The 23,358-nt window shown below is 73.3% G+C and carries 17 protein-coding genes; 9 read left to right on the forward strand and 8 right to left on the reverse strand.

The features are described 5' to 3' along the window. The first annotated feature begins 128 nt into the window (after positions 1-128). The gene (locus ACILRH_RS16675; RefSeq protein ID WP_395695155.1) at positions 129-1,808 is read left to right on the forward strand and encodes a GAF domain-containing protein; all 1,680 of its coding nucleotides are present in this window, start codon (positions 129-131) and stop codon (positions 1,806-1,808) included. 16 nt (positions 1,809-1,824) lie between these two features. Here the strand turns inward: ACILRH_RS16675 and ACILRH_RS16680 are convergent, their stop codons facing one another. Continuing rightward, on the reverse strand, positions 1,825-2,412 hold the full coding sequence (locus ACILRH_RS16680; RefSeq protein WP_395695157.1) for a hypothetical protein: 588 nt from the start codon (positions 2,410-2,412) through the stop codon (positions 1,825-1,827). Positions 2,413-2,569: 157 nt separating this feature from the next. Between ACILRH_RS16680 and ACILRH_RS16685 the strand changes: the two genes are divergently transcribed. Both ACILRH_RS16685 and ACILRH_RS16690 read left to right on the forward strand, forming a co-directional pair. Next, positions 2,570-4,309, forward strand: coding sequence for a glycosyltransferase family 2 protein (locus tag ACILRH_RS16685; RefSeq protein WP_395695159.1), 1,740 nt, complete (start codon positions 2,570-2,572; stop codon positions 4,307-4,309). A 120-nt stretch (positions 4,310-4,429) separates the two neighbouring features. Next, positions 4,430-6,004, forward strand: coding sequence for a phytoene desaturase family protein (locus ACILRH_RS16690; RefSeq protein WP_395695235.1), 1,575 nt, complete (start codon positions 4,430-4,432; stop codon positions 6,002-6,004). Here the strand turns inward: ACILRH_RS16690 and ACILRH_RS16695 are convergent. Further along, positions 5,945-7,513, reverse strand: a complete 1,569-nt coding sequence (locus tag ACILRH_RS16695; RefSeq protein ID WP_395695161.1) for a hypothetical protein — start codon at positions 7,511-7,513, stop codon at positions 5,945-5,947. The genes ACILRH_RS16690 and ACILRH_RS16695 overlap by 60 nt on opposite strands. A gap of 48 nt (positions 7,514-7,561) precedes the next feature. Continuing rightward, a complete protein-coding gene (locus ACILRH_RS16700) occupies positions 7,562-9,163 on the reverse strand; it encodes an MFS transporter (RefSeq protein ID WP_395695163.1) in 1,602 nt (533 codons plus the stop codon). A 190-nt stretch (positions 9,164-9,353) separates the two neighbouring features. On the opposite strand from ACILRH_RS16700, the gene ACILRH_RS16705 reads away from it, so the two are divergent. Beyond that, entirely contained in the window at positions 9,354-9,926 is a 573-nt protein-coding gene (locus ACILRH_RS16705; protein ID WP_395695165.1) for a hypothetical protein, read from the forward strand. A 9-nt stretch (positions 9,927-9,935) separates the two neighbouring features. On the opposite strand, the gene ACILRH_RS16710 is transcribed toward ACILRH_RS16705, so the two are convergent. Both ACILRH_RS16710 and ACILRH_RS16715 read right to left on the reverse strand, forming a co-directional pair. Continuing rightward, positions 9,936-12,842 carry a sulfatase-like hydrolase/transferase gene (locus tag ACILRH_RS16710; RefSeq protein WP_395695167.1) on the reverse strand — a complete coding sequence of 969 codons (2,907 nt, stop codon included), beginning with the start codon at positions 12,840-12,842 and terminating at the stop codon, positions 9,936-9,938. Continuing rightward, on the reverse strand, positions 12,835-14,058 hold the full coding sequence (locus ACILRH_RS16715) for an anaerobic sulfatase maturase (RefSeq protein ID WP_395695169.1): 1,224 nt from the start codon (positions 14,056-14,058) through the stop codon (positions 12,835-12,837). Before ACILRH_RS16715 ends, ACILRH_RS16710 begins: the two co-directional genes overlap by 8 nt. Positions 14,059-14,153: 95 nt before the next feature. Here ACILRH_RS16715 and ACILRH_RS16720 point away from each other — a divergent pair, with 95 nt between their 5' ends. Next, complete coding sequence (locus ACILRH_RS16720) at positions 14,154-15,254, forward strand: TIGR03857 family LLM class F420-dependent oxidoreductase (RefSeq protein ID WP_395695171.1); 1,101 nt, start codon at positions 14,154-14,156, stop codon at positions 15,252-15,254. A gap of 146 nt (positions 15,255-15,400) precedes the next feature. Here ACILRH_RS16720 and ACILRH_RS16725 read toward each other — a convergent pair whose 3' ends face one another. Then, positions 15,401-16,153, reverse strand: a complete 753-nt coding sequence (locus tag ACILRH_RS16725) for a glucose 1-dehydrogenase (protein ID WP_395695173.1) — start codon at positions 16,151-16,153, stop codon at positions 15,401-15,403. 62 nt (positions 16,154-16,215) lie between these two features. Here ACILRH_RS16725 and ACILRH_RS16730 point away from each other — a divergent pair, with 62 nt between their 5' ends. After that, positions 16,216-17,295 carry a diacylglycerol kinase gene (locus ACILRH_RS16730; RefSeq protein WP_395695175.1) on the forward strand — a complete coding sequence of 360 codons (1,080 nt, stop codon included), beginning with the start codon at positions 16,216-16,218 and terminating at the stop codon, positions 17,293-17,295. A 43-nt stretch (positions 17,296-17,338) separates the two neighbouring features. Here the strand turns inward: ACILRH_RS16730 and ACILRH_RS16735 are convergent, their stop codons facing one another. Then, entirely contained in the window at positions 17,339-17,728 is a 390-nt protein-coding gene (locus ACILRH_RS16735) for a hypothetical protein (RefSeq protein WP_395695176.1), read from the reverse strand. Between the two features lie 67 nt (positions 17,729-17,795). Between ACILRH_RS16735 and ACILRH_RS16740 the strand changes: the two genes are divergently transcribed. Together ACILRH_RS16740 and ACILRH_RS16745 are read left to right on the forward strand one after the other, a co-directional pair. Further along, positions 17,796-18,242: a hypothetical protein gene (locus tag ACILRH_RS16740; protein WP_395695178.1), complete on the forward strand. Its 447-nt coding sequence runs from the start codon at positions 17,796-17,798 to the stop codon at positions 18,240-18,242. A gap of 93 nt (positions 18,243-18,335) precedes the next feature. Beyond that, a complete protein-coding gene (locus ACILRH_RS16745) occupies positions 18,336-20,639 on the forward strand; it encodes a heavy metal translocating P-type ATPase (protein WP_395695180.1) in 2,304 nt (767 codons plus the stop codon). 32 nt (positions 20,640-20,671) lie between these two features. Here ACILRH_RS16745 and ACILRH_RS16750 read toward each other — a convergent pair whose 3' ends face one another. After that, on the reverse strand, positions 20,672-21,271 hold the full coding sequence (locus ACILRH_RS16750; RefSeq protein WP_395695182.1) for a TetR/AcrR family transcriptional regulator: 600 nt from the start codon (positions 21,269-21,271) through the stop codon (positions 20,672-20,674). Between the two features lie 161 nt (positions 21,272-21,432). On the opposite strand from ACILRH_RS16750, the gene ACILRH_RS16755 reads away from it, so the two are divergent. Continuing rightward, positions 21,433-23,055, forward strand: coding sequence for a TolB family protein (locus ACILRH_RS16755; protein WP_395695184.1), 1,623 nt, complete (start codon positions 21,433-21,435; stop codon positions 23,053-23,055). The last annotated feature ends 303 nt before the right edge of the window (positions 23,056-23,358 follow it).

Raw genomic sequence — 23,358 nt, forward strand, 5'->3', positions numbered from 1 at the left:
TCCCGGCGACAGTGGCCAAGGTCCCGGCGGCCCCGGGCCCAAGGACCGCACGAGGCGGGTGGTGGCTGTTCCGCCGCACGCCGCCCTGTTGCTACCGTCTCTGCACGTCTTCGTGACGGGAGGGGCGGATGGACACCGATCGCGGGGCTCCGGACGCGCCCGAGCCCCTCGACGACCAGCAGCGCTGGAAGCTGCTGCTCGACGCCGTCGTCACGCTGGCCGCGGACCTCAACATCGACGAGCTGCTGCAGCGGATCGTGGAGATCGGAGCCGACCTGGCCGGGGCCCGGTACGTCGCCCTGGGCGTCCTGGCCGACGCGGGCGCGCGAGGCGACCACCGCCTGCAGACCTTCGTCACGCACGGACTCACCGCCGAGCAGAAGGCGGCCATCGGCGACCTGCCTCGCGGGCACGGACTGCTGGGCCTGCTGATCGACCGGCCGGAGAAGGTCCGCCTGCACGACATCGCCGCCCACCCCGCCTCGGTCGGGTTCCCTGCCGAGCACCCACCCATGCGGTCGTTCCTCGGCGTGCCGGTCCGCACCGGTCAGAAGGTGTTCGGCAACCTCTACCTCAGCGAGAAGCTCGACGGGTCGGACTTCACCGAGGAGGACGAGCGGATCGTCGTCGGTCTCGCCGGCGCCGCCGGCGTCGCGATCGAGAACGCCCGTCTGCATGCCGAGGCGGTCCGCCGGGAGCGGTGGCTGGACGCCGCCGCCGAGGTCACCTCGGTGCTGCTGCAGCCCGAGGCCGAGGACTCGGCCCTGCAGGTGGTCGCGGACCGGGCGCGGGTCCTCGCCGACGCCGACGTGGCCTGGGTGGTCGCCGGCCAGGACGCCGCCGACCTCCGACTCCAGGTGGTCTCGGGACTGCCGGCCGACCCGGAGGCGATGGCCTCGATCGACCTGAGCCGGTCGTTGGCGCGCAGCGTGGTGGCCAGCGAGCTGCCGATCGCCGTGGAGGACCTGGCCGCCGACCCGCGTGCCGTCGACGTCGCCGACCGGCTCGGCTGGCCCGAGCTGGGCCCGGCGATCGTCGTGCCGCTGCGCAGCTCGGCCGGGGTCGACGGAGTCGTGGCGCTCGCCTGGCTGCGGAACTCCGGTGCCCGGTGGGCTCTCGTCGACCCCGCCCTGCCCACCCGCTTCGCCGAGCAGGCGGCACTCGCCCTGCGGATCAGCGCCGCCCGGCGCGACGAGCAGCGCCTCGCCCTGCTCGAGGACCGCGACCGGATCGCGCGTGACCTGCACGACCTGGTCATCCAGCGGCTGTTCGCCGCCGGGCTCGGGCTGCAGGCGACCGCCCACCAGGTCGGCGCCGGGGCGGACGTCGACGTCCCGGCCAAGCTCGACGCGACCGTCGACGAGCTCGACACCACGATCCGCGACATCCGGCGCACGATCTTCGCCCTCGGGTCGATGGACACCGGCGCCGCGGACCTGCAGAGCGCGGTGGTCGAGGTCGTCGAGCGGGCCCACAGCGCCCTGAAGTTCCGGCCCGACCTCACCTTCGACGGACCGGTGCGCACCCTGGTCGGCGACGAGCTCGTGCCCGACGTGCTCGCCGTCCTCACCGAGACGCTGTCGAACGTGGCCCGCCACGCCGCGGCGTCGTCGGTCTCAGTCGCGCTCAGCGTGGACGACGGCCTGCGCCTGCGGGTGGCCGACGACGGGCGCGGCATGGCGCCCGACGTCGCGGAGAGCGGGTTGTCCAACATGCGGCGCCGGGCCGAGGCCCGCGGGGGTCGGCTGACGATCGAGTCGGCGGCCGGCGCCGGCACGTGCATCACCTGGTGGGTGCCGCTCTCCTGAGCCGACCGGTGACGGGTCAGGCGCTGGCCGCCCGAGGTTCCGGGTCGAGGAAGGCGGCCGCCACGGCGGCGGCCTCCCGGCTCGACAGGGCGATGGTGGCCGCCACCAGGGGGGTGCGGGCGCCGAGCGCACCGTGCACGGTGTCCGCGGCGGCGTGGACGTCGGCTGCCCGCCCCACGACCGCGAGCAGGCAGCTGCCCGGCACCGCGAGGTCGCGGACCTGGTTGACGAACACGGCGACCTCGGTGCGGCGAGGTGGAGGCTCCCGGAAGGGCGCGCCGGTCCGCACGTCGAGCAGGGGAGCCATCAGCAGGCCGCCGAAGAGCAGGTGCCAGCACGACGGGTCCAGCGCAGCGTCGGGTCCGGTGGCGTCGATCCGGGGCGCCGGCCGGCCGACCGGCCAGGAGACCAGGGCCCACCCGGTCACCTCCGGCTCCACGGCCCGCGCCGCGCGCTCGGCCAGCAGCCGCACGGACGGGTCGGACACGTCCTCGCCCAGGCGCCACACGGTGAGCCGGGACACCGAGGCCCCGTCCTGGGCGCCGGTCGGGCTGGTGCTGGTCCGGCTGGTGCTGGTCCGGCTGGTGCTGGTCGGGCTGGGCATCCGCGCTCCTCACCCGGTCGCAGGGGTCGGTCCAGGCTGCGGTCGTCGTGCCGCTCGGCGCAGCGGCCGGGGGTCCCGACACCCCGGGACCTAGGTCCCGGCGGGTCGCCGGTTCTGGGTGAGGCGGCCGGGCGGGCGGCCGGGTGGAATGGCCCTCGTGTCCGAGCAGTCGACCGCCCCGCCCCGCGTGCACGGCGCGCGGCAGGGTGCGGTGGCGCTGGGGCTGTTCGTGCTGGCCGGGCTGCTGCTGGCGCTGGCGTACTGGGAGGTGCAGCGCGGCACGCAGCCCCGCCGGGTCACCGTCGTGCTGCCGCTCGACCTCCAGGTCAGCCGGGCCGGCATCGCCGTGCTCCTCGCCGCCGTCCTGGTCGGGGTCGCCGCCCTGGTCGGGCTCGCGGCGCTGGAGACCGCTGCCTCGATGCGCATCCTCAAGCGCCAGGAGGCCGTGCCCGGGCGGCTGCCGGCCCGGCGCCCCGGTCGCCGGCTGGTCGGCAGCCGTCGGGTCCGCGCGCGGATGATGCTGCTCAGCCCACCCGTGGCCCGGGCGCTGGGCGTCGACCGGGTCCCGGAGACGCCCGTGCTGGCGATCCCCTCCGGCGGGCGGCCGGCCGGGATCCGGTTGCACTGCACGGTGCTGATCCCCGCACACAACGAGGAGGCGGTGATCGGCGAGACGCTCGCCTCCCTCGCCGCCCAGGACCGGCCGCCCGACCGGGTCATCGTCGTCGCCGACAACTGCAGCGACGGGACGGTGCTGGTCGCCCGCGCCGCCGGCGCGGAGGTCGTCGAGACCGTGGACAACACCGAGAAGAAGGCCGGCGCGCTCAACCAGGTGCTCGCCGACCTGGTCCCGGACGCGGGCCGGCACCAGGTCGTGCTCGTGATGGACGCCGACTCCACCATCAACCCCGAGTTCCTCGACGCGGCGCTCGCCCTGCTCGAGGAGGACCCCGACCTGATGGCGGTCGGCGGGCTGTTCTTCGGCGAGGAGGGCGCCGGCCTGATCGGCCAGCTGCAGCGCAACGAGTACGGCCGCTACCAGCGGCAGGTGGCCCGCAAGCTCAACCGCGTGTTCGTGCTGACCGGCACCGCCTCCATCATCCGTGCCTACGCGCTGCAGGCGGTGGCCGAGGCACGCGGACACCTGATCCCGGGTCCGCACGGCAAGGTCTACGACACCCTCGCGATGACCGAGGACAACGAGCTCACCCTCGCCCTGAAGACCCTCGGCGGGCGGCTGACCTCCCCACCGGACTGCCGGGTCACCACCGAGGTGATGACCACCTGGCGGGACCTGTGGCGGCAGCGGCTGCGCTGGCACCGGGGGGCGCTGGAGAACATCGGGATCTACGGGTTCACCCGCGCCACCGCGCTCTACTGGGGCCAGCAGCTCGGGCTCGCGTACGGCGTCCTCGCGCTCTGGTCGTACTTCCTGCTCGTGACGATCACCCTGCTCGCCGCCGACCACGTGCGCTGGTCGCCGTTCTGGATCACCCTGGGCATGGTGTTCGTCGTGGAGCGGCTCGTGACCGTCTGGGCGGTCGGGTGGCGGGCGCGGGCGCTGGCAGCTCCGATCGTCCCGGAGCTCATCTACTCGGCGTTCCTGCAGATCATCTTCGTGACGTCGATCGTGGAGATCCTGGCCGGGCGCAAGGCCGGCTGGAACTACGTCCCCCGTCCCGCCCTCAACGCCGTCGGCGTGCTGATGGCGGTGCCCGCGATCACCTCGCTCGGCATCCTGTTGCCCACCTCGGTGCTCTACTCCGACTGGTACGCGGCCCTCTGCGACTGGGTCGCGTTCAACACCCTCGTGTTCGTCGGGCTCAGCGTCCTGCAGATCCTGCCGCCCCTTCGCCGGTGGATCCCGCGCCGCAAGCGCGTCGCGGCGGCGTCGTGACCGACGTGGCGACAGGGCAGCGGCCGCCACCCACACCGGCCCACGACCGGAGGAGTGCGACCGGGCCGCCCGGGTACGGTCCATTCCCGTGACCGTCGACCAGCCCGGGGAGTGACCGAGATGACGTCGTACGACGCCGTGGTGGTCGGGGCCGGCGTGAACGGTCTGGTGGCCGCCAACCTGCTGGCCGATCGCGGCTGGTCGGTCCTGGTGCTGGAGTCCCAGCCCGAGGTGGGCGGGGCGGTGCGCACCGACACCGAGGTGCACCCGGGGTTCCGGCACGACACGTTCAGCGCGTTCTACCCGCTGGCCGCGGCATCACCGGTCCTCCGCGGGCTCGAGCTGGAGCGGCACGGCCTGCGCTGGCGGCACGCGCCCGCGGTGCTCGGCCATCCCACGCCCGACGGTCGCTGGGCGATCCTGTCGCGCGACCGGGCCCTGACCGCGCACCTGATGGAGCAGCAGTCGCCGGGCGACGGTGCCGCGTGGCTGGAGCTGTGCGAGGTGTGGGACCACGTCGGGGACCACCTGATCGGCGGGCTCACCCGGCCGTTCCCGCCCCTGCGCGACGCGCCGGGCCTGCTCCGAGGCATCGCGCGGACCGGCGGGCTCGACCTGGTGCGGCAGCTGCTGATGCCCGTGCTCGACCTCGCCGACGTGCGGTTCACGGGCTTCGCCCCGCAGTTGCTGCTTGCCGGCAACGCGGGCCACGCCGACATCCCGGCCAACGCGCCCGGCTCGGGGCTCTTCGGCCTGATCATGACGATGCTGGGGCAGACCGTCGGCTTCCCGGTGCCCGAGGGCGGCGCCGGGGAGCTCGCCGGCGCGCTGGAGCGGCGGTTCCGCGCCCGTGGCGGCACCCTGCACTGCTCCGCCGAGGTGGAGCGGGTCGAGGTCTCCGGGCGCCGCGCGGTCGGTGTCCGCACGGTGGCGGGGGAGCGGTACGCCGCCCGGCACGCCGTCCTCGCCGACGTGTCCGCCCCGCTGCTCTACGGCCGGCTCCTGCGGCCCGAGGACGTGCCACGGCGGACCGTCCGGTCGATGCGGAGCTTCCGGCTGGACCCGTCGACGGTCAAGGTCGACTGGGCGCTGTCCGGGCCCGTCCCCTGGGCGGCCGAGCCGCCGGTCGCTCCCGGGACCGTCCACGTCGCCTCCACGCTGGAGGAGCTGGCGGTCGCCCAGGCGCAGATCTCCACCGGGGTCGTCCCGGCGCACCCCTTCCTGCTCGCCGGCCAGATGACCACCTCCGACCCGACCCGGTCTCCCGCCGGGACCGAGTCCCTGTGGGCGTACACCCACGTGCCGCAGCGCACCGAGCGCGACGCGGGCGACGGCTCGGTGCGCGGATTCTGGGACCGCGACGACTGCGAGCGCTTCGGCGACCGGGTCCAGGCCCGCCTCGAGGAGCTGGCACCCGGCTTCGGGGAGCGGATCCTCGCGCGCCGGGTACTGGGGCCCCGCGAGTTCGAGGCGCGTGATGCCAGCCTGGTCGGCGGCGCCATCAACGCCGGCACCGCACAGCTCTTCCAGGAGCTGATTTTCCGGCCGGTGCCGGGCACCGGCCGGCCGCGCACCCAGGTCGCCGGGCTCTACCTCGCCTCGGCGTCCGCCCATCCCGGTGGGGGCGTGCACGGGTCACCCGGCGCGAACGCCGCTCGGGCCGTGCTCGCCTCGCGCCGCCTGCGGCGCGGCTGAGCCACTGAACGACACCGGCGCCGTGATGGCGACGCTGGCGTCCGGCTCGACGGTCACCACGGCGTACCTCGCCGTGCCCGCACCGGGATCGACGTAGACGATGGCGAACATCGCAGCACTGGTGATGATGCCGGGGTTCGGTCGGGTGCTCGTGTGGCCGCCGCCGCTGCCGAGGGTGAGCTCCGCGGTCGTCCCACCAGTGGTCGTCGCGACGTCCTGGAGACCCAACGACCGGTAGGACCGGCCGTCGATGACGCCGATCCGAACGCAGCCGCTCTCCGCGATCCGCCGCCCGAGCAGGTGGTCGTGCAGCAGCACGATGTCCGGGCGGTCGGTGCAGGCGCGGTCCACGGCGTCGGCGACGAACGTGTCGACGTCCACGTCCGGGTCGCGCAGCTCGTCTCCAGCCCCGAAGTTGCCCACCGTGGAGATCCGCGGGTCGGCGAGCGTGAGGAGGCGGAGCCCGTCGACCTCGACCGTCCGTCCCTCGGCGACGTGCCAGTCGCGGGTCGTCGCGGCGTCGACGATCGTGGGGGTGTCGTGCAGGCCCGGGGAGAGGTACACCGGCCGGTGCTCGGCGTAGTAGTCCACGGTGTCGAGCACGTAGGTCTCCAACGGCTTGCCGGCGAAGGTGAGGTCACCGGTCAGCGCCACGAGGTCGGTGTCGAGCAGCGACGCCGTCAGCCCGACCTGCCGGGCCATCCCGTTCACGTCCTCGAAGTCGTCCGCGACGACGAACGAGACCTCCCCGTCGCGCGGCGCGAGGTCCGCCTGGAGGAGCAGCGACCGCTGGAGGTTGTCCGACACCCGGTCGTAGAAGGCTGAGCGGGGCCGCAGCACGGAGAGGAACGGGATCACGTCCGCCAGCAGACCGGTGACCTGCGAGCCGGCGAGCGGCGTGCCGGCCAGGGCGGGCGTCGGCACCAGCTCGTGTCGGTCGTCGTGCGTCCAGACCCGGACGGCCAGGGCATCCAGCGCGAGGGCCCCGGCGACGCCGGCGACCACCAGCGTCAGCCGGAGGCGCCGGTTGTGGTCGGCGACCAGCTGCGCCTGCGCCGGCTCGTAGGACGCGAGCCGGCGACGCCGCTGCGCCCACAGTGCCACGACGGCGGCCACGGCCAGGAGCCCGGCCGCGAAGCCGCCGATGCCTGACAGCAGGATCTGGCGGCGGGCCGCGTCCGAGATCGCGCCGATCGCCGGGGTGGGGTCGTCCCACAGCGAGGCCAGGTAGCGGCGCGTCTGCTTGTTGCTGGGGACCAGGTCGTTCCAGTTGGCGTCGACGTCGACGCCGACGCTCTTGCCGGCCACGTGGACGTGCTGGGGACGGATCAGTGCCCCGTCGAAGAGTCGGCTGGTGTCCTGACCGATGACGGGCCGCACCGCGACCTGCTGACCCGCGATCTCGACGTGTGCCGGCGGGGCGTACCGGATGGCGACCAGGGCACTCGCGAAGGGGACCGTGGCCAGCAGCAGCGCCGCGCCGAGGCGAAGGAGGAGCTGACGGGTCACCCTGACGACCGTACTGCGAGCTGCCGGGTCCGCCCGGCGCCGACCGGGTCAGACCGAGGGCTGCGCCTCGTCCTCGGCGGCGAACTCGGCGTGCAGCGCGTGCTCCTTCTCCTTGCCCGGGAAGAGGAAGAACACCAGGGCCATTCCGAGCAGGACGGCGGCCAGGCCCGCGATGTAGGCCCACTGGTCACCTTGGAGGAACGACGACTTGGCGGCCGCGAGGATCTGCTCGGAGTACTTCGGGTTCTGGCTGGCCAGGTCGGCGGCGCTCGCGTAGGAGAGCTGCAGGGTGGCCTGGGTGGAGGAGGTCACGTGCTGGCCGGAGGACGCGATCGCGCTGCCCATCGCCGACGCGTAGCCGGCGGTGAGCAGCGCGCCGAAGATCGACGTCATGAACGCCCCACCGAGGTCGCGCTGCAGGTCGGCGGTGCCCGACGCCATGCCGACCCGGGTGACCGGGACCGACCCGGTCAACGAGTTCGACGACGGCGTGCCGGCCAGGCCGACGCCGGCGCCCATCAGGCACAGCGGGATCGCGACCTGCCAGTACGCCGAGTCGTCGCCCCAGAGCAGGAGCATCCCGACGAACGCCAGCGCGAGCAGCGACTGGCCGATGAGCAGCGTGGCCCGCGAGCCCAGTCGCTGCACGAGGATCGCCGAGCGCGGCGCGACGATCACCATGAAGACGACCGCGGGCAGGATCGCCAGGCCGGCGTCGAGGCTGGAGTAGTCGAGGACGTTCTGCAGGTACTGCTGGTTGACGAACGCGATGCCCATCAGCGACCCGAAGACGATGATGCCCGCGCACGCGGCCACCCAGAACGTCGGCCGCTTGGCCACGGCCAGGTCGTAGAGCGGGTTGGCGGCGCGGCGCTGGCGCAGCAGGAAGAGCACCAGCCCGACGACGAAGACGCCGAGCAGCACGTACGCCGTGGTGTGCAGGTTGGGGACGGTGACGAAGTTGACCGCCACCACCAGCGCGCCGATCATCACCGCCGACAGCACGCCGCCGAGGTTGTCGACCGGCTCGGTCGCCTCGTTGACGTGCGCGGGCACCAGCCGCCAGGCCAGGAACAGCGCGATCAGCGCGAGCGGGATCGTGACCAGGAAGACCGAGCCCCAGTCGAACTTCTCCAGCAGCAGGCCGGACACCAGCGGGCCGAGGGCGGCGATGCCACCGCCGAGTGCGGACCACAGGGCGATCGACTTCGTGCGGGCCGGTCCGCTCCACAGCGCGGTGATCAGCGCCAGGGTCGTCGGGTACGCCATGCCGGCCGAGAGGCCGCCGACCACCCGGGCGCCGAAGAGCACGGTGTCCGAGGGTGCGAACCCGGCGACCAGGCAGGCGGGGAGCGAGAGCAGCATGCCGGCGAGGATCATCAGCTTGCGGCCGTAGCGGTCGCCGAGCGCGCCGAACCACAGCACGGAGGCCGCCAGCCCCAGGGAGTAGCCGACCGCGATCAGGTCGAGCATCGTCTGCGAGGAGTCGAACGCCTTGCCGATGTCGGGGAGCGCCACGTTGGCGACCGACAGGTTCAGGTTCGCGACCGCGGCGACGAGGATCAGCGTCAGCAGCACCGCCTTGGCGTTGGCGGGCTGGCTCGACTCCGGCTCCCCGGTCGGGGCGGGCACGGCGGCATCGGTGGTCATGGCCCACATCGTGCGCAGACGCGGTCGGTCCGACCTCCCCCGTTGCAGGCGAACTCGGCTCGCTCGATCCGCCCCTCGGAGCTGCGGTGGGACACCCGTTTCCCGGTTGAGCACACGTGTGTTCAACGCGGAACGGGTGGTCCTGTGGAGGGCCGGAGCGCGGTACGCCGATCCGTGGTGGGCTCGAGCCATGCCCTACCTGATGGACCGGTCCGAACGCGTGGACCGGGTCGCCGCCGCCGCCGTTCACGTCATCGAGACCGAGGGACTTGGGGCATTGAGCGTGCGGCGCATCGCCGGGGTGCTGAACCTGAACCCGTCGACGCTCCTGGCGCACCTCACGGACAAGACCCGCATCGTCGGCCTCGTGATCAGCAGGGTCGGTGACCAGCTCGTCTCCTCCCTCCGAGGCGCGGCCGTCAGGCGCGGTGCGCCGGCCCTCGTCCTCGACTCCGAGACACTGCGGCTGGCCCGCGCCTGGCTCGCACTCGTCGAGATGGCGCGCGCCGACGACGGGCTGGGCGCGATCGTCGCCGCCCGCGAGGTCGACCTCGGTCGGGCGATCGGAGCGGTTGCTGGACTGTCCGCGCACGACGCGCTCACGCGCGACGTCGTCGTGTGTGCCGTCTCCGGCCTGTGGGCCGCCCGGACCGCCCGGTGCGACCCGATGCCGGCCGAACGAGCGGAGGAGGTGCTGCGCCACCTGCTGCGTGCCCTGGGCCTGCCGACCGAGCCGCCCGGGCACCGGGAGGACGCCGCCTGAGGCGGCGCCTCAGCCGGCGGCGCCGTCCCCCACGGCGTGGTTGGCGGCGTGCTGGTGGAGCGCCTGGTCCTCCTCGTGGCTCACCGGGGCGAGGTCGAAGGTCACCTTCCGCACCCGGCCGGTGAACGCGTAGGGGGCCCTGTCCTCGTAGTCCAGGTCGACGACCAGCCCGTTGTCGCGGCTGATGTCCATGCCGGCGTACGACGTGAAGGCGATCGGGACGGTGTGCGGCATCGTGCCCTCGCCGACCGCCCGGTCCCCGACGTAGAGCGTGACCCTGCCGCCGCTGCCCGGCAGGGGCTGGTCGGACTCGAAGAGCATCTTCACGGTCACCTCGCCCGTCGGCAGCGGCTCGGTCGCGACCTGCTTGTAGGTCTCGACCCCGAGGAACGAGTAGGTGTGGTGCAGCAGGTGATCGCTGTCGACCCACAGGCCGAAGCCGCCGATGAAGTCGGCGTTGGCGACGATGACGCCCTCGGCCCCCTCGTCCGGGATCTCGAGCTCGGCCTCGATCGCGTAGGACCGGCCGTAGACGCGCGGGATCATGCCGCGCGCGACGTTCTGGACGTCGCCGGCGAACTCGAACCGGGTCACTGTCGGCAGCGGGGGCAGGATCCCGAACATCACGCTCGCGCCGGCCCACATGGGCAGCACCTGGTTGCGCTCGGCCTCCGCCCACCAGAGCTCCTGCAGCTCGGCGACCGTGTCGGGGTGCTGCTCGGCGACGTCGTGCGCCTGGGAGAAGTCCGTGCTGAGGTCGTAGAGCTCCCAAGGGGCATCGCGGTCGGGGTCCCAGTCGCCGTCGGGCCCGAACCGCTGGATCGTCTCGGGGGAGAAGTCCCACGGGATCCGGTCGGGCTTGGAGGCCGCCCACCAGCCGTCGTGGTACATCGCGCGGCCCCCGAACATCTCGAAGTACTGCGACGTGTGCTCCTCGGGCGCCTCGGCGCCGGCGAAGGAGTAGGCGAAGCTGGTCCCGTCCATCGGCTGCTGGCCGATGCCGTCCACGGCCGTCGGCTCGGGGATCCCGCAGGCCTCCAGGATCGTCGGGCCGACGTCGATGCAGTGGGTGAACTGCGAGCGGACCGCCCGGTCCGGCGAGATCCTGGCCGGCCAGGCCACCGCCATCGGGTCGCGGGTGCCGCCGAGGTGGCTGGCCATCTGCTTGCCCCACTGGAACGGGGTGTTCATCGCGTGCGCCCAGGCGGCCGCGACGTGGGGGGCGGTGTGGTCGTTGCCGATCGCCTCGAGGCCGCCGTACTGCTCGATCAGCGCGAGCTGTTGGTCGGCGTCGAGGACGACACCGTTGAGGAAGGTCATCTCGTTGAAGGACCCGGTGACCGTGCCCTCCATGCTCGCGCCGTTGTCGCCCCAGATGTAGAACACCAGGGTGTTGTCGAGGTCGCCCATCTCCTCGATCGAGTCCAGCAGCCGACCGATGTTCCAGTCCGCGTTCTCCTGGTAGCCGGCGTAGACCTCCATCTGGCGCACGTAGAGCTTCTTCTGGTTCTCGGTGAGCGAGTCCCAGGCGGGGAACAGGTCGGGGCGCTCGGTGAGGTCGGTGTCCGGCGGGACGATGCCGAGCTCCTTCTGCCGGGCCAGCGTGCGCTCGCGCAGGACGTCCCAGCCCTCGTCGAAGACGCCCCGGTACTTGTCGGCCCACTCGGTCGCCACGTGGTGCGGCGCGTGTGCGCAGCCGGTCGAGTAGTACATCATCCAGGGCTTCTGGCGGTCCTGCGCGCGGACGGCGTGCAGCCACTCGACGGCCTTGTCGGTCAGGTCGTCGGGGAAGTAGTACTGCTCGCCGTCCCTGCCCTCGGGCACGCCGACCGTCCAGTCGTCCATGGTGACGACGGGGTCGTACTGTCCGGCCGCACCGGAGAGGAAGCCCCACCAGTGGTCGAAGCCCCAGGCCTTCGGCCACAGGTCGAAGGGCCCCGCGGCCCCCTGCACGTTGTCGGGGGTCATGTGCCACTTGCCGAAGCCGCCAGTGACCCAGCCGTTCTCCTTGAGGATCCGCGGGAAGGCGGCGCAGCTGCGTGGCTTGCGGGCGGAGTAGCCGGGGAAGGGGCCGGGGAACTCCGCGATCGACCCGAAGCCGACCCGGTGCTGGTTGCGCCCGGTGAGCAGAGCGGCCCGGGTGGGCGAGCAGACCGCGGTGACGTGGAAGCGGTTGTAGGTCAGGCCCATGTCCTGGACCCGGGTGAAGGTCGGGGTCGACACCGGTCCGCCGAAGGAGTCGATCGAGCCGAACCCGGCGTCGTCGATGAGGACGACGAGCACGTTGGGCGCGCCCTCGGGTGCTGAGACGCCCGGGACGAACGACCAGTCGGGTACCGAGTCGCGCAGGGTGCGTCCGACCGTGCCGCCGAACAACTTGTCGGGGATCGGTAGCACCGTGCGGTCGGGAGCGAACTTGCCCATCGCCTCGGCCAGGGCGTCCTGCAGGTCCCTCAGGCCCGCCTCGTCCATCTCGACCACGGACTTGGCGGGCGACCCGGCGAGCTGCCGCTCGACGGCGAGCCGCTGCTCGTCGTCGAACATGCCGATGACGAACGCGGTGCCGGCCGGCATCGCACCGCCGATCTTCTCCTCGATCGCGCCGCGGACCTTGTGGCCGGCGAACTTCCCGACCACCGCGCCGGCGGTCGCGCCGACCGCGACCGACGCGAGCAGCGGGGGAGCGAACAGGCCGACCAGCACCCCGACGCCTCCGCCCCAGCCGGCACCGCGCCGGCCGAGGTGGTCGCCGGTGTCGTGCACCGTCGTGGTGCCGTCGGCGTCCTTGGACACCACGATCACGCCGCGCGACGCGATCTGCCGGTCCTCGACCTGCGCCGCGAGCGCGTCGAACTCGCGCCGGGCGGCGTCGAGGTCCTGGTACGCAGCGACCACCAGGATCGGGTTCTCAGCCATGTCTGTCTCCTGCCTTCTGTTCCCCTTGTGCTTCGGCGGCCGTCCGGTCGCGCCGTGCCATCAGTCCCATCACGTCGATCGCCTCCCCGCCCGACCGCACCCGCTCCGCCATGAACCGCATGGGGCGGTCGACATGCTCGAAGAAGCGCCGGTAGCCGGCGCAGAGGTGGTTGAGGCCGGGCTCGCCGTCCGGCGTGGTGGCGAACCGGTCCTTCGGGCACCCGCCGTTGCAGGCGAACCGCACCCGGCAGGACCGGCACTGCGCCGGCAGCGTCTCCAGCTTGGCGCTCCCGAAGGTCCGCTGCTGCGGGCTCTCGACCAGCTCGAGCAGGGTGCGGCCCTCCCCGAGCGTGCCGAGCCGGTGCTCGGGATCGACGTAGTGGTCGCAGGAGTACACGTCGCCGGTGTGCTCGAGCGCCACGGACGACCCGCAGGTGCGCTCGTGCACGCAGACGCCCAGGCCCTCCAGGCCGAGCCAGTGCGCGAGCGCGGTGTCGAAGGCCTGCACGAAGACGGTCCCGACGTCGTGGCGCACCCACTCGTCGAACACTTCACACAGGAAGTCGCCGTACGCCGCCGGCTCGACCGAGTGCGGGAGCACCTGACCGTCCTGGCGGTCGACGATCGGGATCAGCTGCACGAAGCAGGCACCGAGCTCGTCGCGCAGGAACCGGTAGACCTCGACACCGTGGTCCTGGTTGGCACGGTTGACGGTCACCAGGGCGTTCCACTCCACGTCGTGGCGGCGCAGGGCGTCGAGGCCGGCCAGCACGCGGTCGAACGTGGGCTTGCCGCCCTTGTCGCGGCGGTAGGCGTCGTGCAGGTCGCGCGGCCCGTCGATCGAGACGCCCACCAGGAAGTCGTGCTCGCGCAGGAACGCCGCCCACTCGTCGTCGAGGAGGGTCGCGTTGGTCTGCAGGGTGTTGAGGACCTGCTGTCCGGGTCGCACGAGCCGCTGCTCGATCTCAACCAGGCGCCGGAAGAAGTCCAGCCCCATCATGGTGGGCTCGCCGCCCTGGAACGCCACGACCACCTCGGGCTGCCCGGCGTGCGCGGCGAGCAGCTGGGCGACGTACTGCTCGAGGACCCGGTCGGACATCCGGAAGTCCGAGCCGGGGTAGAGCCGCTCCTTGGTCAGGTAGAAGCAGTAGGTGCAGTCCAGGTTGCAGACCGCACCGGTGGGCTTCGCCATGACGTGGAAGGCGCGGGTGGTCACCCGACCGACGCTAGTGACGGAACGCGGTGCGGCCGAGAGGCGTTGGTCCCGACCGCGGCGCTGCGCGCGGTTGACAGGCCCCCTAACTTGGACACATGTCCAACCAGCCGTCCATGCCCGAGATCGGCTGCTACGGGCTCGCCGGCCACACGGACCAGCCGCGCGACGTCGTCGCCGAGGCGCGGCTGGCGGAGGAGCTCGGGATCGGCGCGATGTTCTTGTCCGAGCGGTTCAACGTCAAGGACGCCGGGGTGCTCGCGGGGGCGGTGGCGGCGACCACGGAGCGCCTGGGTATCGGCACGGCGGCGACCAACCACAACACCCGGCACCCTCTGGTCACCGCGACCATGGCGACGACGCTGCACCGCCTCTCGGGCGGCCGCTACGCGCTCGGGATCGGGCGCGGCTTCGACGTGCTGTTCGACCTGATGGGGCTGCCCCGGGTCACCGGCGCGCAGATGGCCGACGCCATCGGGATCTACCGCAGCCTGTGGCACGGGACGGCGGTCGCCGGGCACGACGGGCCGGCGGGCAGCTATCCCTACCTGTCCCAGGACAGCTCCTTCGACGAGGACGTGCCGGTCTTGATGATGGCGATCGGTGAGCGCAGCCTCCGGCTGGCGGGGCAGGTCGCCGACGGGGTCGTGCTCCACACCTTCATGACCGACGAGACCGTCGCCCGCTGCGTCGCGACGGTCCGGCGGGCGGCGGAGGAGGCCGGGCGTGACCCTGCCGCGGTGCGCGTCTGGTCCGTGCTGGCGACCGTGACCGACGACCTCCCCGAGGAGCTTCGGCTGCGCAAGCTGGTGGGCCGGCTGGCGACGTACCTGCAGGGGTACGGCGAGGTGCTGGTGCGCGCCAACGGCTGGGACCTCGCCGACCTCGAGCGGTTCCGCACCGACGACCTGGTGCAGGGCTATCCCGGTGCCTTCGACGCCATCGGCACGGTCGACCAGCTGCGCCACCTGCGCGACGACGTGCTGCCTGCGGGGTGGCTGGCGGCGTCGGCGACCGGCGACCCGGCGACGTGCGCCGCGCGCATCGCCGACCAGCTGGACGCGGGTGCCGACAGCGTCGTCCTGCACGGGGCGACGCCGGCCGAGCTGGCGCCCGTACTCGACGCGTGGCGCGCCCGGCGTCCCGCGTCCCTCGACGCCCTCGCGGCCAACCCGGGCTGGATCCGCCCGCCCGCCTGACCGGTGGTCGAGCTCGCCCACCGGTGGTCGGCTTGCCCCCCGGTGGTCGGCTTGCCCCCCGGTGGTCGGCTTGCCCCCCGGTGGTCGAGCTTGTCGAGACCCCCGCACCCGACGCCCGGGCGTCCTTGTCGTTGAGAGGAGCTCCCTCAGAGCCTGGTCGGGATGTGCATGACGGTGCCGCCGTCGACGACCAGCTCGGTGCCGGTCATGAAGGACGACTCGTCGCTGGCCAGGAAGAGCGCCACGGTCGCAACCTCGTGGGGCTGGCCGGCCCGACCGAGGGGGATCGGGATCAGGTCCTCGGGCATCGCGTCGGTGGCCGGCGTCGAGATCCGGCCGGGGTGGACGGAGTTGACCCGGATGCCGTGCGGCGCCAGCTCCATCGCCGCCGACTTGGTGAGGCCGCGCAGGCCCCACTTGGAGGCGACGTACCCGTGCGCCCACGGCGTGCCGCGCAGCCCCTCGATCGAGGAGGTGTTGATGATCGAGCCGCCGCCGGCGGCGATCATCGCGTCGGCGGCGGCCTGGATGCCCAGGAAGGCGCCGGTCAGGTTCACGTCGAGCATCTGCTGCCACTGCTCGCGCCGGTAGCGCTGCAGCTGGCCGCCGTTGAAGATGCCGGCGTTGTTGAAGAGCACGTCGAGGCGGCCGAGCGCGGTCACGGTCTGCTCGACCGCTGCGGCCCAGTCGTCCTCGGAGGTGACATCGAGGTGCACGTAGCGGGCGACGCCGCCGCCGTGCTCCTCGCACAGCTCCTCGGCGAGGGCGGCACCCTCGTCGTCGAGCAGGTCGCCGATGACCACCCGGGCGCCCTCGGCGACCAGGAGGCGCGCGGTCGCCCCACCGATGTTGCGCGCCCCGCCGCTGATCAGCGCGACCTTGCCGTCCACCCGACCCATGCGCGGCACGATAACATCGCACTAGAACAGGTTCTAGAAACGACCGCTGAGAGTGAGCGCCGATGGCCATCCGCGTCGCCCAGGTCGCCACCGGCAACGCCGGCCGGCTCACCCTGCGCCAGCTGATCACCGACGACCGGTTCGAGCTGGTGGGGGTGAGCACCTCCAGCCCCGAGAAGGTCGGCGTGGACGCCGGCACGCTCGCCGGCCTCGACCTCACGACCGGGGTGACGGCGGTCGCCAGCCTCGACGAGCTGGTCGCGACCGGCCCGGAGTGCGTCGTCTACTGCGCCATGGGCGACACCCGGCCACGCGAGGCGACCGCCGAGGTCTGCCGTCTCCTCGAGGCCGGCATCGACGTCGTCGGCTCGTCACCGGGGACCTTCCTCTACCCCTGGGGCACGATGCCGGCGAAGGTGATCGACAAGGTGGAGGCCGCCGCGCACGCCGGAGGCACGACGCTCTTCGTGACGGGGGTGGACCCCGGCTTCGCCAGCGACCTGCTGCCGCTGGCGCTGGCCAGCACCTGCCAGCGGATCGATCAGATCACCTGCTACGAGCTGGCCGACTATGCGACGTACGACGGTGCGGAGGTGATGTTCGACCTGATGGGCTTCGGCCGGCCGATGGACGAGACGCCGCTGCTCTTCCTGCCGGGCGTGCTCGGCATGGCCTGGGGCACCGCGATCCGGCTGATGGCGCAGGGCCTCGGCGTCGAGGTCGAGGACGTCGTCGAGCACTGGGAGGCCGAGCCGGCCCCCGAGTCCTACGACATCGCGGCCGGGCGGATCGAGAAGGGGACCATCGCGGCCCTGAAGTTCTCGATCGCCGGCATCGTCGCCGGGCGGCCGGCCATCGTGGTCGAGCACGTGACCCGCACCCGCGACGACCTGCGGCCCGACTGGGCGCGGCCGGCGTCCGGTGGCGGCGCCTACCGCGTCGAGATCACCGGCGAGCCGAGCTACGTCGTCGACATCGTGCCGAGCAGCGAGCACGGTGACCACAACCACGCCGCGATCGTGGCGGCGTGCGGCCGCATCGTGAACACGATCCCCGACGTCCGTGCCGCCGCGCCCGGCATCGTCACCACCCTCGACCTGCCGCTCCCGACCGGGCGCGGAGTCTTCTCGACCGCGCGCTGACCAGACACCCGAATCAGGCGAGGCGATCCGCACGCAGCCGTCACTAGCGTCGCCCCGTGAGAACCGGCCGTCGACGCAGCGTCCCTGTCCTGCTCGCCCTCTCCCTGCTCACCCTCCCCCTGGCCGGGCTCCTCGCCGGCTGCGGAGGATCCGGACCGACGGTGCCGACCCTCCCGACTCCGACCGGCTCGGTCAGCCTGTCGCCGGCGACGCCGTCGCTGCCCGACCGGCCGACCTCGACGTCACCCACCGGCACGGCGCCGTCGACGACCGGGACCGCCACGACGAGCGCCACGACCACCGCGACCGCCACAGCGACGACCACGGCGACGACCACGGCGACGACCACTGCGACGACCACTGCGACGGCCACTGCGACGACCACGGCGACGGCCACTGCGACCACCACGGCGACGGCCACCGCGACCACCACGGCGACGGCCTCCCCCTCGTCCGGCACGGGTGACGCCGCGGGCGACTCCGGCGGCTCGGAGCCGTGGATGTGGCTCGTGCTCGGCGTCGTGCTGGTCGTCGCGGTGCTGGTCGGGCTGCTGCTCGCCCGCTCCCGGCGCCGTGCGGCCTGGGCGCGGCTGGTGGAGGCCGACGAGCAGGAGGCGGCCTGGTTCGCCCGCGAGCTGGTGCCGGAGCTGCGCCGCAACGCCGGTTCGGCCGAGCGCCTCGCCGGCGCCTGGTCGGTCGCCGGCGCCGACCGCGTCCGGCGGCTGGAGGACAGCCTCACCGCGCACGCCGCCACGTCTCCCGATGACGTCGGCCGGGTCCGGACGAGCACCCTGCGAGACGCCGTCCGGGAGGCCCGGGAGCGGCTGGACGCTCTCGCCGGGCCACTCCCGCCGGCATCGCCGTCGGCCGAGCTGGACGCGGTCGCGGCCGGCCTCGAGGCCGCGCTCGCCCGGGTCACGCCGCCGGGACGTCGCACCGCCGGCTGACCGGGTTCGCCGACCTCGGAGCAGGGCCGATCGTCCCGGCGCAACGTGCGAAAGCCTCTGCACCGCGCCGGCGGAGTCCGGTCTGCTGGGGGCGTGGACGTCCTCCGCGGACGGGTCGTGCTCGTCCTTTTCCTCGTGTCGGCGCTCCTGCTCGCGGCCGGCGGGCTGGCCTGGGTCCTCGACTCTCCCGAGGTGGCAGACGCGGCGTGGCTGGCCGGCACCGTCCTCGGGCTGGCGGCCGCGCTGGTCACCACCGCGAACGCGTTCCGCCAGCACCGGCCGACCGTCGACGTGATCGCCCTGCTCGCACTCGGCGGGGCGCTGGCGGTCGGCGAGTACTTCGCCGGCGCGATGATCACGGTGATGCTGGCCACCGGGCAACTGCTCGAGGCCCGCGCCGAGGCGCGCGCTCGGCGCGAGCTGCGGCTGCTCCTCGAGCGCTCGCCCCGCTCCGCGCGCCGCCGCGTGGGGGACCGCGTGGTCGAGGTCGCCGTCGACGAGGTCACCCCGGGCGAGGAGCTGGTGGTGCTCACCGGTGACGTGGTCCCGGTCGACGGACGGCTGGTCGCGGCGGCGACCCTCGACGAGTCGACGCTGACGGGGGAGTCGCTGCCGGTGGAGCGCGCCGCCGGCGAGGTCGTGCGCAGCGGGGCGGTCAACGCGGGCGCGTCGTTCGACCTGCTGGCGACGACCACCGCCGCCGAGTCGACGTACGCCGGCCTGGTCCGGCTGGTCGAGCAGGCACAGGCCGGGTCCGCGCCGTTCGTGCGCCTGGCCGACCGGCTGGCGCTGGCCTTCGTGCCGCTGACCCTGGTCCTGGCGGGCGGCGCGTGGGCGGTGTCGGGCGACCCGGTGCGGGCGGTCGCGGTGCTCGTCGTCGCGACCCCGTGCCCGCTGATCCTGGCGGCGCCGATCGCCTACATCTCCGGCCTCTCCCGCGCGGCGGGTGGTGGCGTGGTCGTCAAGGGTGGTGGCACGCTCGAACGGTTGGCGTCGACGCGCGTGATCATGTTCGACAAGACCGGGACGCTCACGCGCGGCCGGCCCGAGCTCGTCGACGTGGTGCGTGCTCCCGACGCCCCGGGCGCCGAGGAGCTCCTCGCACTCGCCGCCTCGCTCGACCAGATGTCGCCCCACGTGCTCGCGACCGCGATCGTCTCGGCCGCGACCCGCCGCGGCCTCGCGCTGCAGGCACCCGAGGGCGTGCAGGAGGTGCACGGCTACGGCCTGAGCGGCCGGGTCGGCGACCGGCAGGTCGCGCTCGGCAAGTCCGGCTGGATCGTCCCCGAGCCGCACCCCGACTGGGTCCGCCGGGTCGGCCGGCGCGCCGGCCTGGACGGGTCGGTCACCGTGTTCGCGGCGGTCGACGGCGAGCCGGCGGGCGCGTTCCTGCTCGAGGACGTCATCCGCTCCGACGCGCCCAGGATGGTGCACGGGCTGCGCGCGGCCGGGATCCGGCGGGTCGTGCTGCTGACCGGTGACCGGGCGGACGCGGCCGAGACCGTCGGGCGCATCGTCGGGGTCGACGCCGTGCGGGCGGAGTGCGACCCGGCCGAGAAGCTCGCCGCGATCGAGACCGAGCGTGAGTCGGACACCACGATGATGGTGGGCGACGGGGTCAACGACGCGCCGGCGCTCGCGGCTGCCGACGTCGGCGTCGCGCTGGCCGCGCGTGGTGCGACCGCGTCCTCGGAGGCAGCGGACGTCGTGCTGACCGTCGACCGGGTCGACGCGCTCGCCGACGCCATCCTGGTCGCTCAGCGGGCCCGGCGGATCGCCCGCCAGGCGGTCGGCGCCGGGATGGGCCTGTCGCTGGTGGCCATGGTCGTGGCGGCGGCCGGGTTCCTCCCGCCCGCTGCAGGCGCGGTCCTGCAGGAGGCTATCGACCTCCTGGCGATCGGCATCGCGCTGCGCGCGGTGCTGCCCGGCCGGGCCCACACCGTCGAGCTGCCCGCAGCCGACGTGGCGGTCGCCACCGAGCTGCGGGCCGAGCACGACGCGTCGCTGGCCGTCGTCGAGCAGATCCGCGCCGTCGCCGACGAGCTCGACACCGCGACCCCCGACCTCACGCCCGCGCGTCACCTGGTCGAGCGCCTGCGCAGCGACCTGCTGGTCCACGAGCGCGCCGACGAGGCTCGGCTGGTGCCGATCGTCGCGCGGGCGCTGGGTCCGCAGTCGACGTACGCGCTCTCCCGCAGCCACGCCGAGATCGAGCACCAGGTCGCGCGGCTCACCCGCCTGCTGGAGGACGTGGCGGACGACGACGTCCAGGTCGACGACCTGGTCGAGGTCCGGCGGGCGCTCTACGCGCTCTACGGGGTGCTGCGCCTGCACAACTCGCTGGAGGACGAGACGGCGTTCAGCCTGCTGCCCCCCGGACCGGCGACCGCCGGCTGAGCCGCCGGCCCGGCGGCCGGGCGCGGCCGCTCTCAGTCGGGCGGTCCCGCCGCCAGGATGCCGCGGACCGCGTGCTCGATCGCGTGCCGGGCCAGCAGGTGGTGCTCGCGACCGCCGGCCACCAGCAACCGGGCCGGCACGTCGACGACGCACATCCGCATGAGCGCGACGGCGTCCGCGTCGTGGCGCCCCCACGACTCGAAGGCCAGGACGGCGAGCAGCGCGTCGGTCTCCGTCCGGTGCCGGGCGAGCTCGGCGGCCAGGGGGGTGGGCAGGTCCGCCGCGCCATCGCCTGGCCGGCTGGCGAACAGCACCCGGACCGCCGCCCCGCGCACCGCGGCGTAGTCGCCGGTCGCCAGTGCTGCGGCCAGCACCACGTCGGTCGAGTCACCCGCGCGACGGGCGCTCGCGACCTGCTCGGCCTGGAAGGCGCGGAAGGCGGTCGCCTCCGACGCCCAGACCTTCGCGATCAGCTCGTCGCGGCTGCCGAAGTAGGAGTAGAGCGAGCCACTCGACACCCCGGCACGAGCGCTGACCGCCCGCGTCGTCACCGCCTGCCGTCCCTGCTCGATCCAGAGCTGCCGGGCGTGCTCGAGCAGGTCGGACGGGTCGATCTCCTGCGGGCGGCCCATGGACGTGCCTCCGGTCTTCGGGACGTTGTCAGTCGGTTGATCATAAACATTGCGAGGAGCTGACTAGACAGATATCACGGGTTCCGCGCCTGAACTTGCCGCCGTTGGAGCCTCGATTGCAGAGTATCTGATCGCATGTTCAGTAATTCGGGAGGGTGATGATGGGACGCAGGGTGGGCGGGGCCGCAGTGCTGACGGTGCTCGGGGTGGTCGTGACCGCCCTCGCCATGCTCGGGTCGCAGCAGGCCTCGGGCGCTGCCGTCCGGCAGCGCGCCGCGCTCTCCGCGCCGGCCGCCGTGCGGGTCCAGACCACCCTCACCGTGCGGGCGGCGTTCACGCCGGTCCGCCCCGGGCGCCGTGCCCTGCTCCAGCGCCGTGTGGGGTCGCGCTGGGTCAAGGTCGCGGCGGGCCGGGAGTCGGCGGCCGGCCGGGTCGCCCTCCGCCTGCGGTTCGTCCGGCCGGGCACTGTCCGGCTGCGGGTGCTCGCGGTGCCGGCGAAGGGGCTGCCCCAGGTGGCGTCCCCGGTCCGCACCGTGCTGGTCAAGCGGCCGCTGCTCGAGCGCGTGTCCACCAGCTCGTCCGGCGGTCAGGCCGACGGCGCGTCCGCGGCGACCTACTACCGCCCGTCGATCAGCGCCGACGGTCGGTACGTGGCGTTCACCTCGGACGCGACCAACCTGGTGCCGGGTGACACCAACGGCGTCACCGACGTCTTCGTCAAGGACACCTGGACGCACTCGGTCGAGCGGGTCTCGGTCGCCACCGACGGGACGCAAGGGACCGAGGAGTCGGTGAGCCCGGCGATCAGCGCCGACGGGCGTTTCGTCGTCTACTCATCCGCGTCGGCGCAGTTCGGTGACCAGAGCGAGGGCAACACCGTCGTCGACGTGTTCCGCCACGACCGCAAGACCGACGCGACCGTGCTCGTCAGCACGCCGCTCATGGGCGGGGGGACGGCGCAGTCCGAGCAGCCGTCGGTCTCCGGCGACGGCAACCTGGTCGCGTTCACGTCGGCCGCCAACAACCTGGTCGTGGGCGACACCAACGGCAAGTTCGACGTGTTCGTGCGCAACATGACGAGCGGCACGACGACCCGGGTGTCGGTGAGCTCCGGAGGGGCGCAGGGTGACAAGGCCTCGTCCCGGCCGTCGATCAGCGCGAACGGCGACTACGTCGCGTTCCAGAGCGACGCGACCACGCTGGTCGCGAACGACACCAACAACCATCCCGACGTGTTCCTCCGCAGTCTCACCGGTCAGACGACCGAGCGGGTGACTCAGGTCCGGGGTACCGCGACGCAAGGCGACGGAAACGGCTTCGACCCGTCGATCAGCGCCACGGGCCGGTATGTCGCCTTCACGACCGACTCGACGAACCTCACCCCGGACGACCCGGACGGCTGGTGGGACATCCTGGTGTGGGACCGGTCCGACGGCTCGTTCGAGGTGGCCAGCCACTCGACCGCCGCTGACTTCTCGCAGCAGGGTGAGGTCAGCTTCCCGTCCATCAGCGCCGACGGATCGACGGTGGCCTTCCGGTCCTCCGAGGCGGTCCTGGCACCGGGGGACACCAACGGCTTCCTTGACATCTACGTCTCCGACCTGGACGCCGGCACGATCAAGCGTGTGTCGGACCGGCCCGGCGGGGTGAACGGGAACGCCGACAGCACCTTCCCGGCGCTCGCCGGCAACGGCCTGGCCATCGCCTTCGCGTCCGACGCCACCAACCTGGTCGTGGGCGACACCAACGGCGTGCGCGACGTGTTCCTCCGCCGCCTGGACTGACCGCCGCCCGTCTGCTGTGGCTGTCTGTCGTTTCACCATGGTCTGGTGGTGAACCGGCACTTCCCACGGTGGGCCGTGGGAGGTGCCGGTTCGCCTGCATCCCGTGATCAACCTGCGACGCACGCATGCGGTGGTGCCTGCCCCCGAAGGCGAAGCCGGCAGTGGCGAGCAGCGGCTTCCACTGGACGCTGGGCCGCGACGGCTGCGCTGCCGGTCGAGGGGGGGGGTCGGCGGCCCGTCCTCGCCCCACGAGTCCCACCATCCCCACCGGACGGGCAGTGCCTGACGTTGTCGGCCGTTGCA

The sequence above is a fragment of the Nocardioides sp. genome, from assembly GCF_044226765.1.
In the GTDB taxonomy this organism is placed as follows: domain Bacteria; phylum Actinomycetota; class Actinomycetes; order Propionibacteriales; family Nocardioidaceae; genus Nocardioides.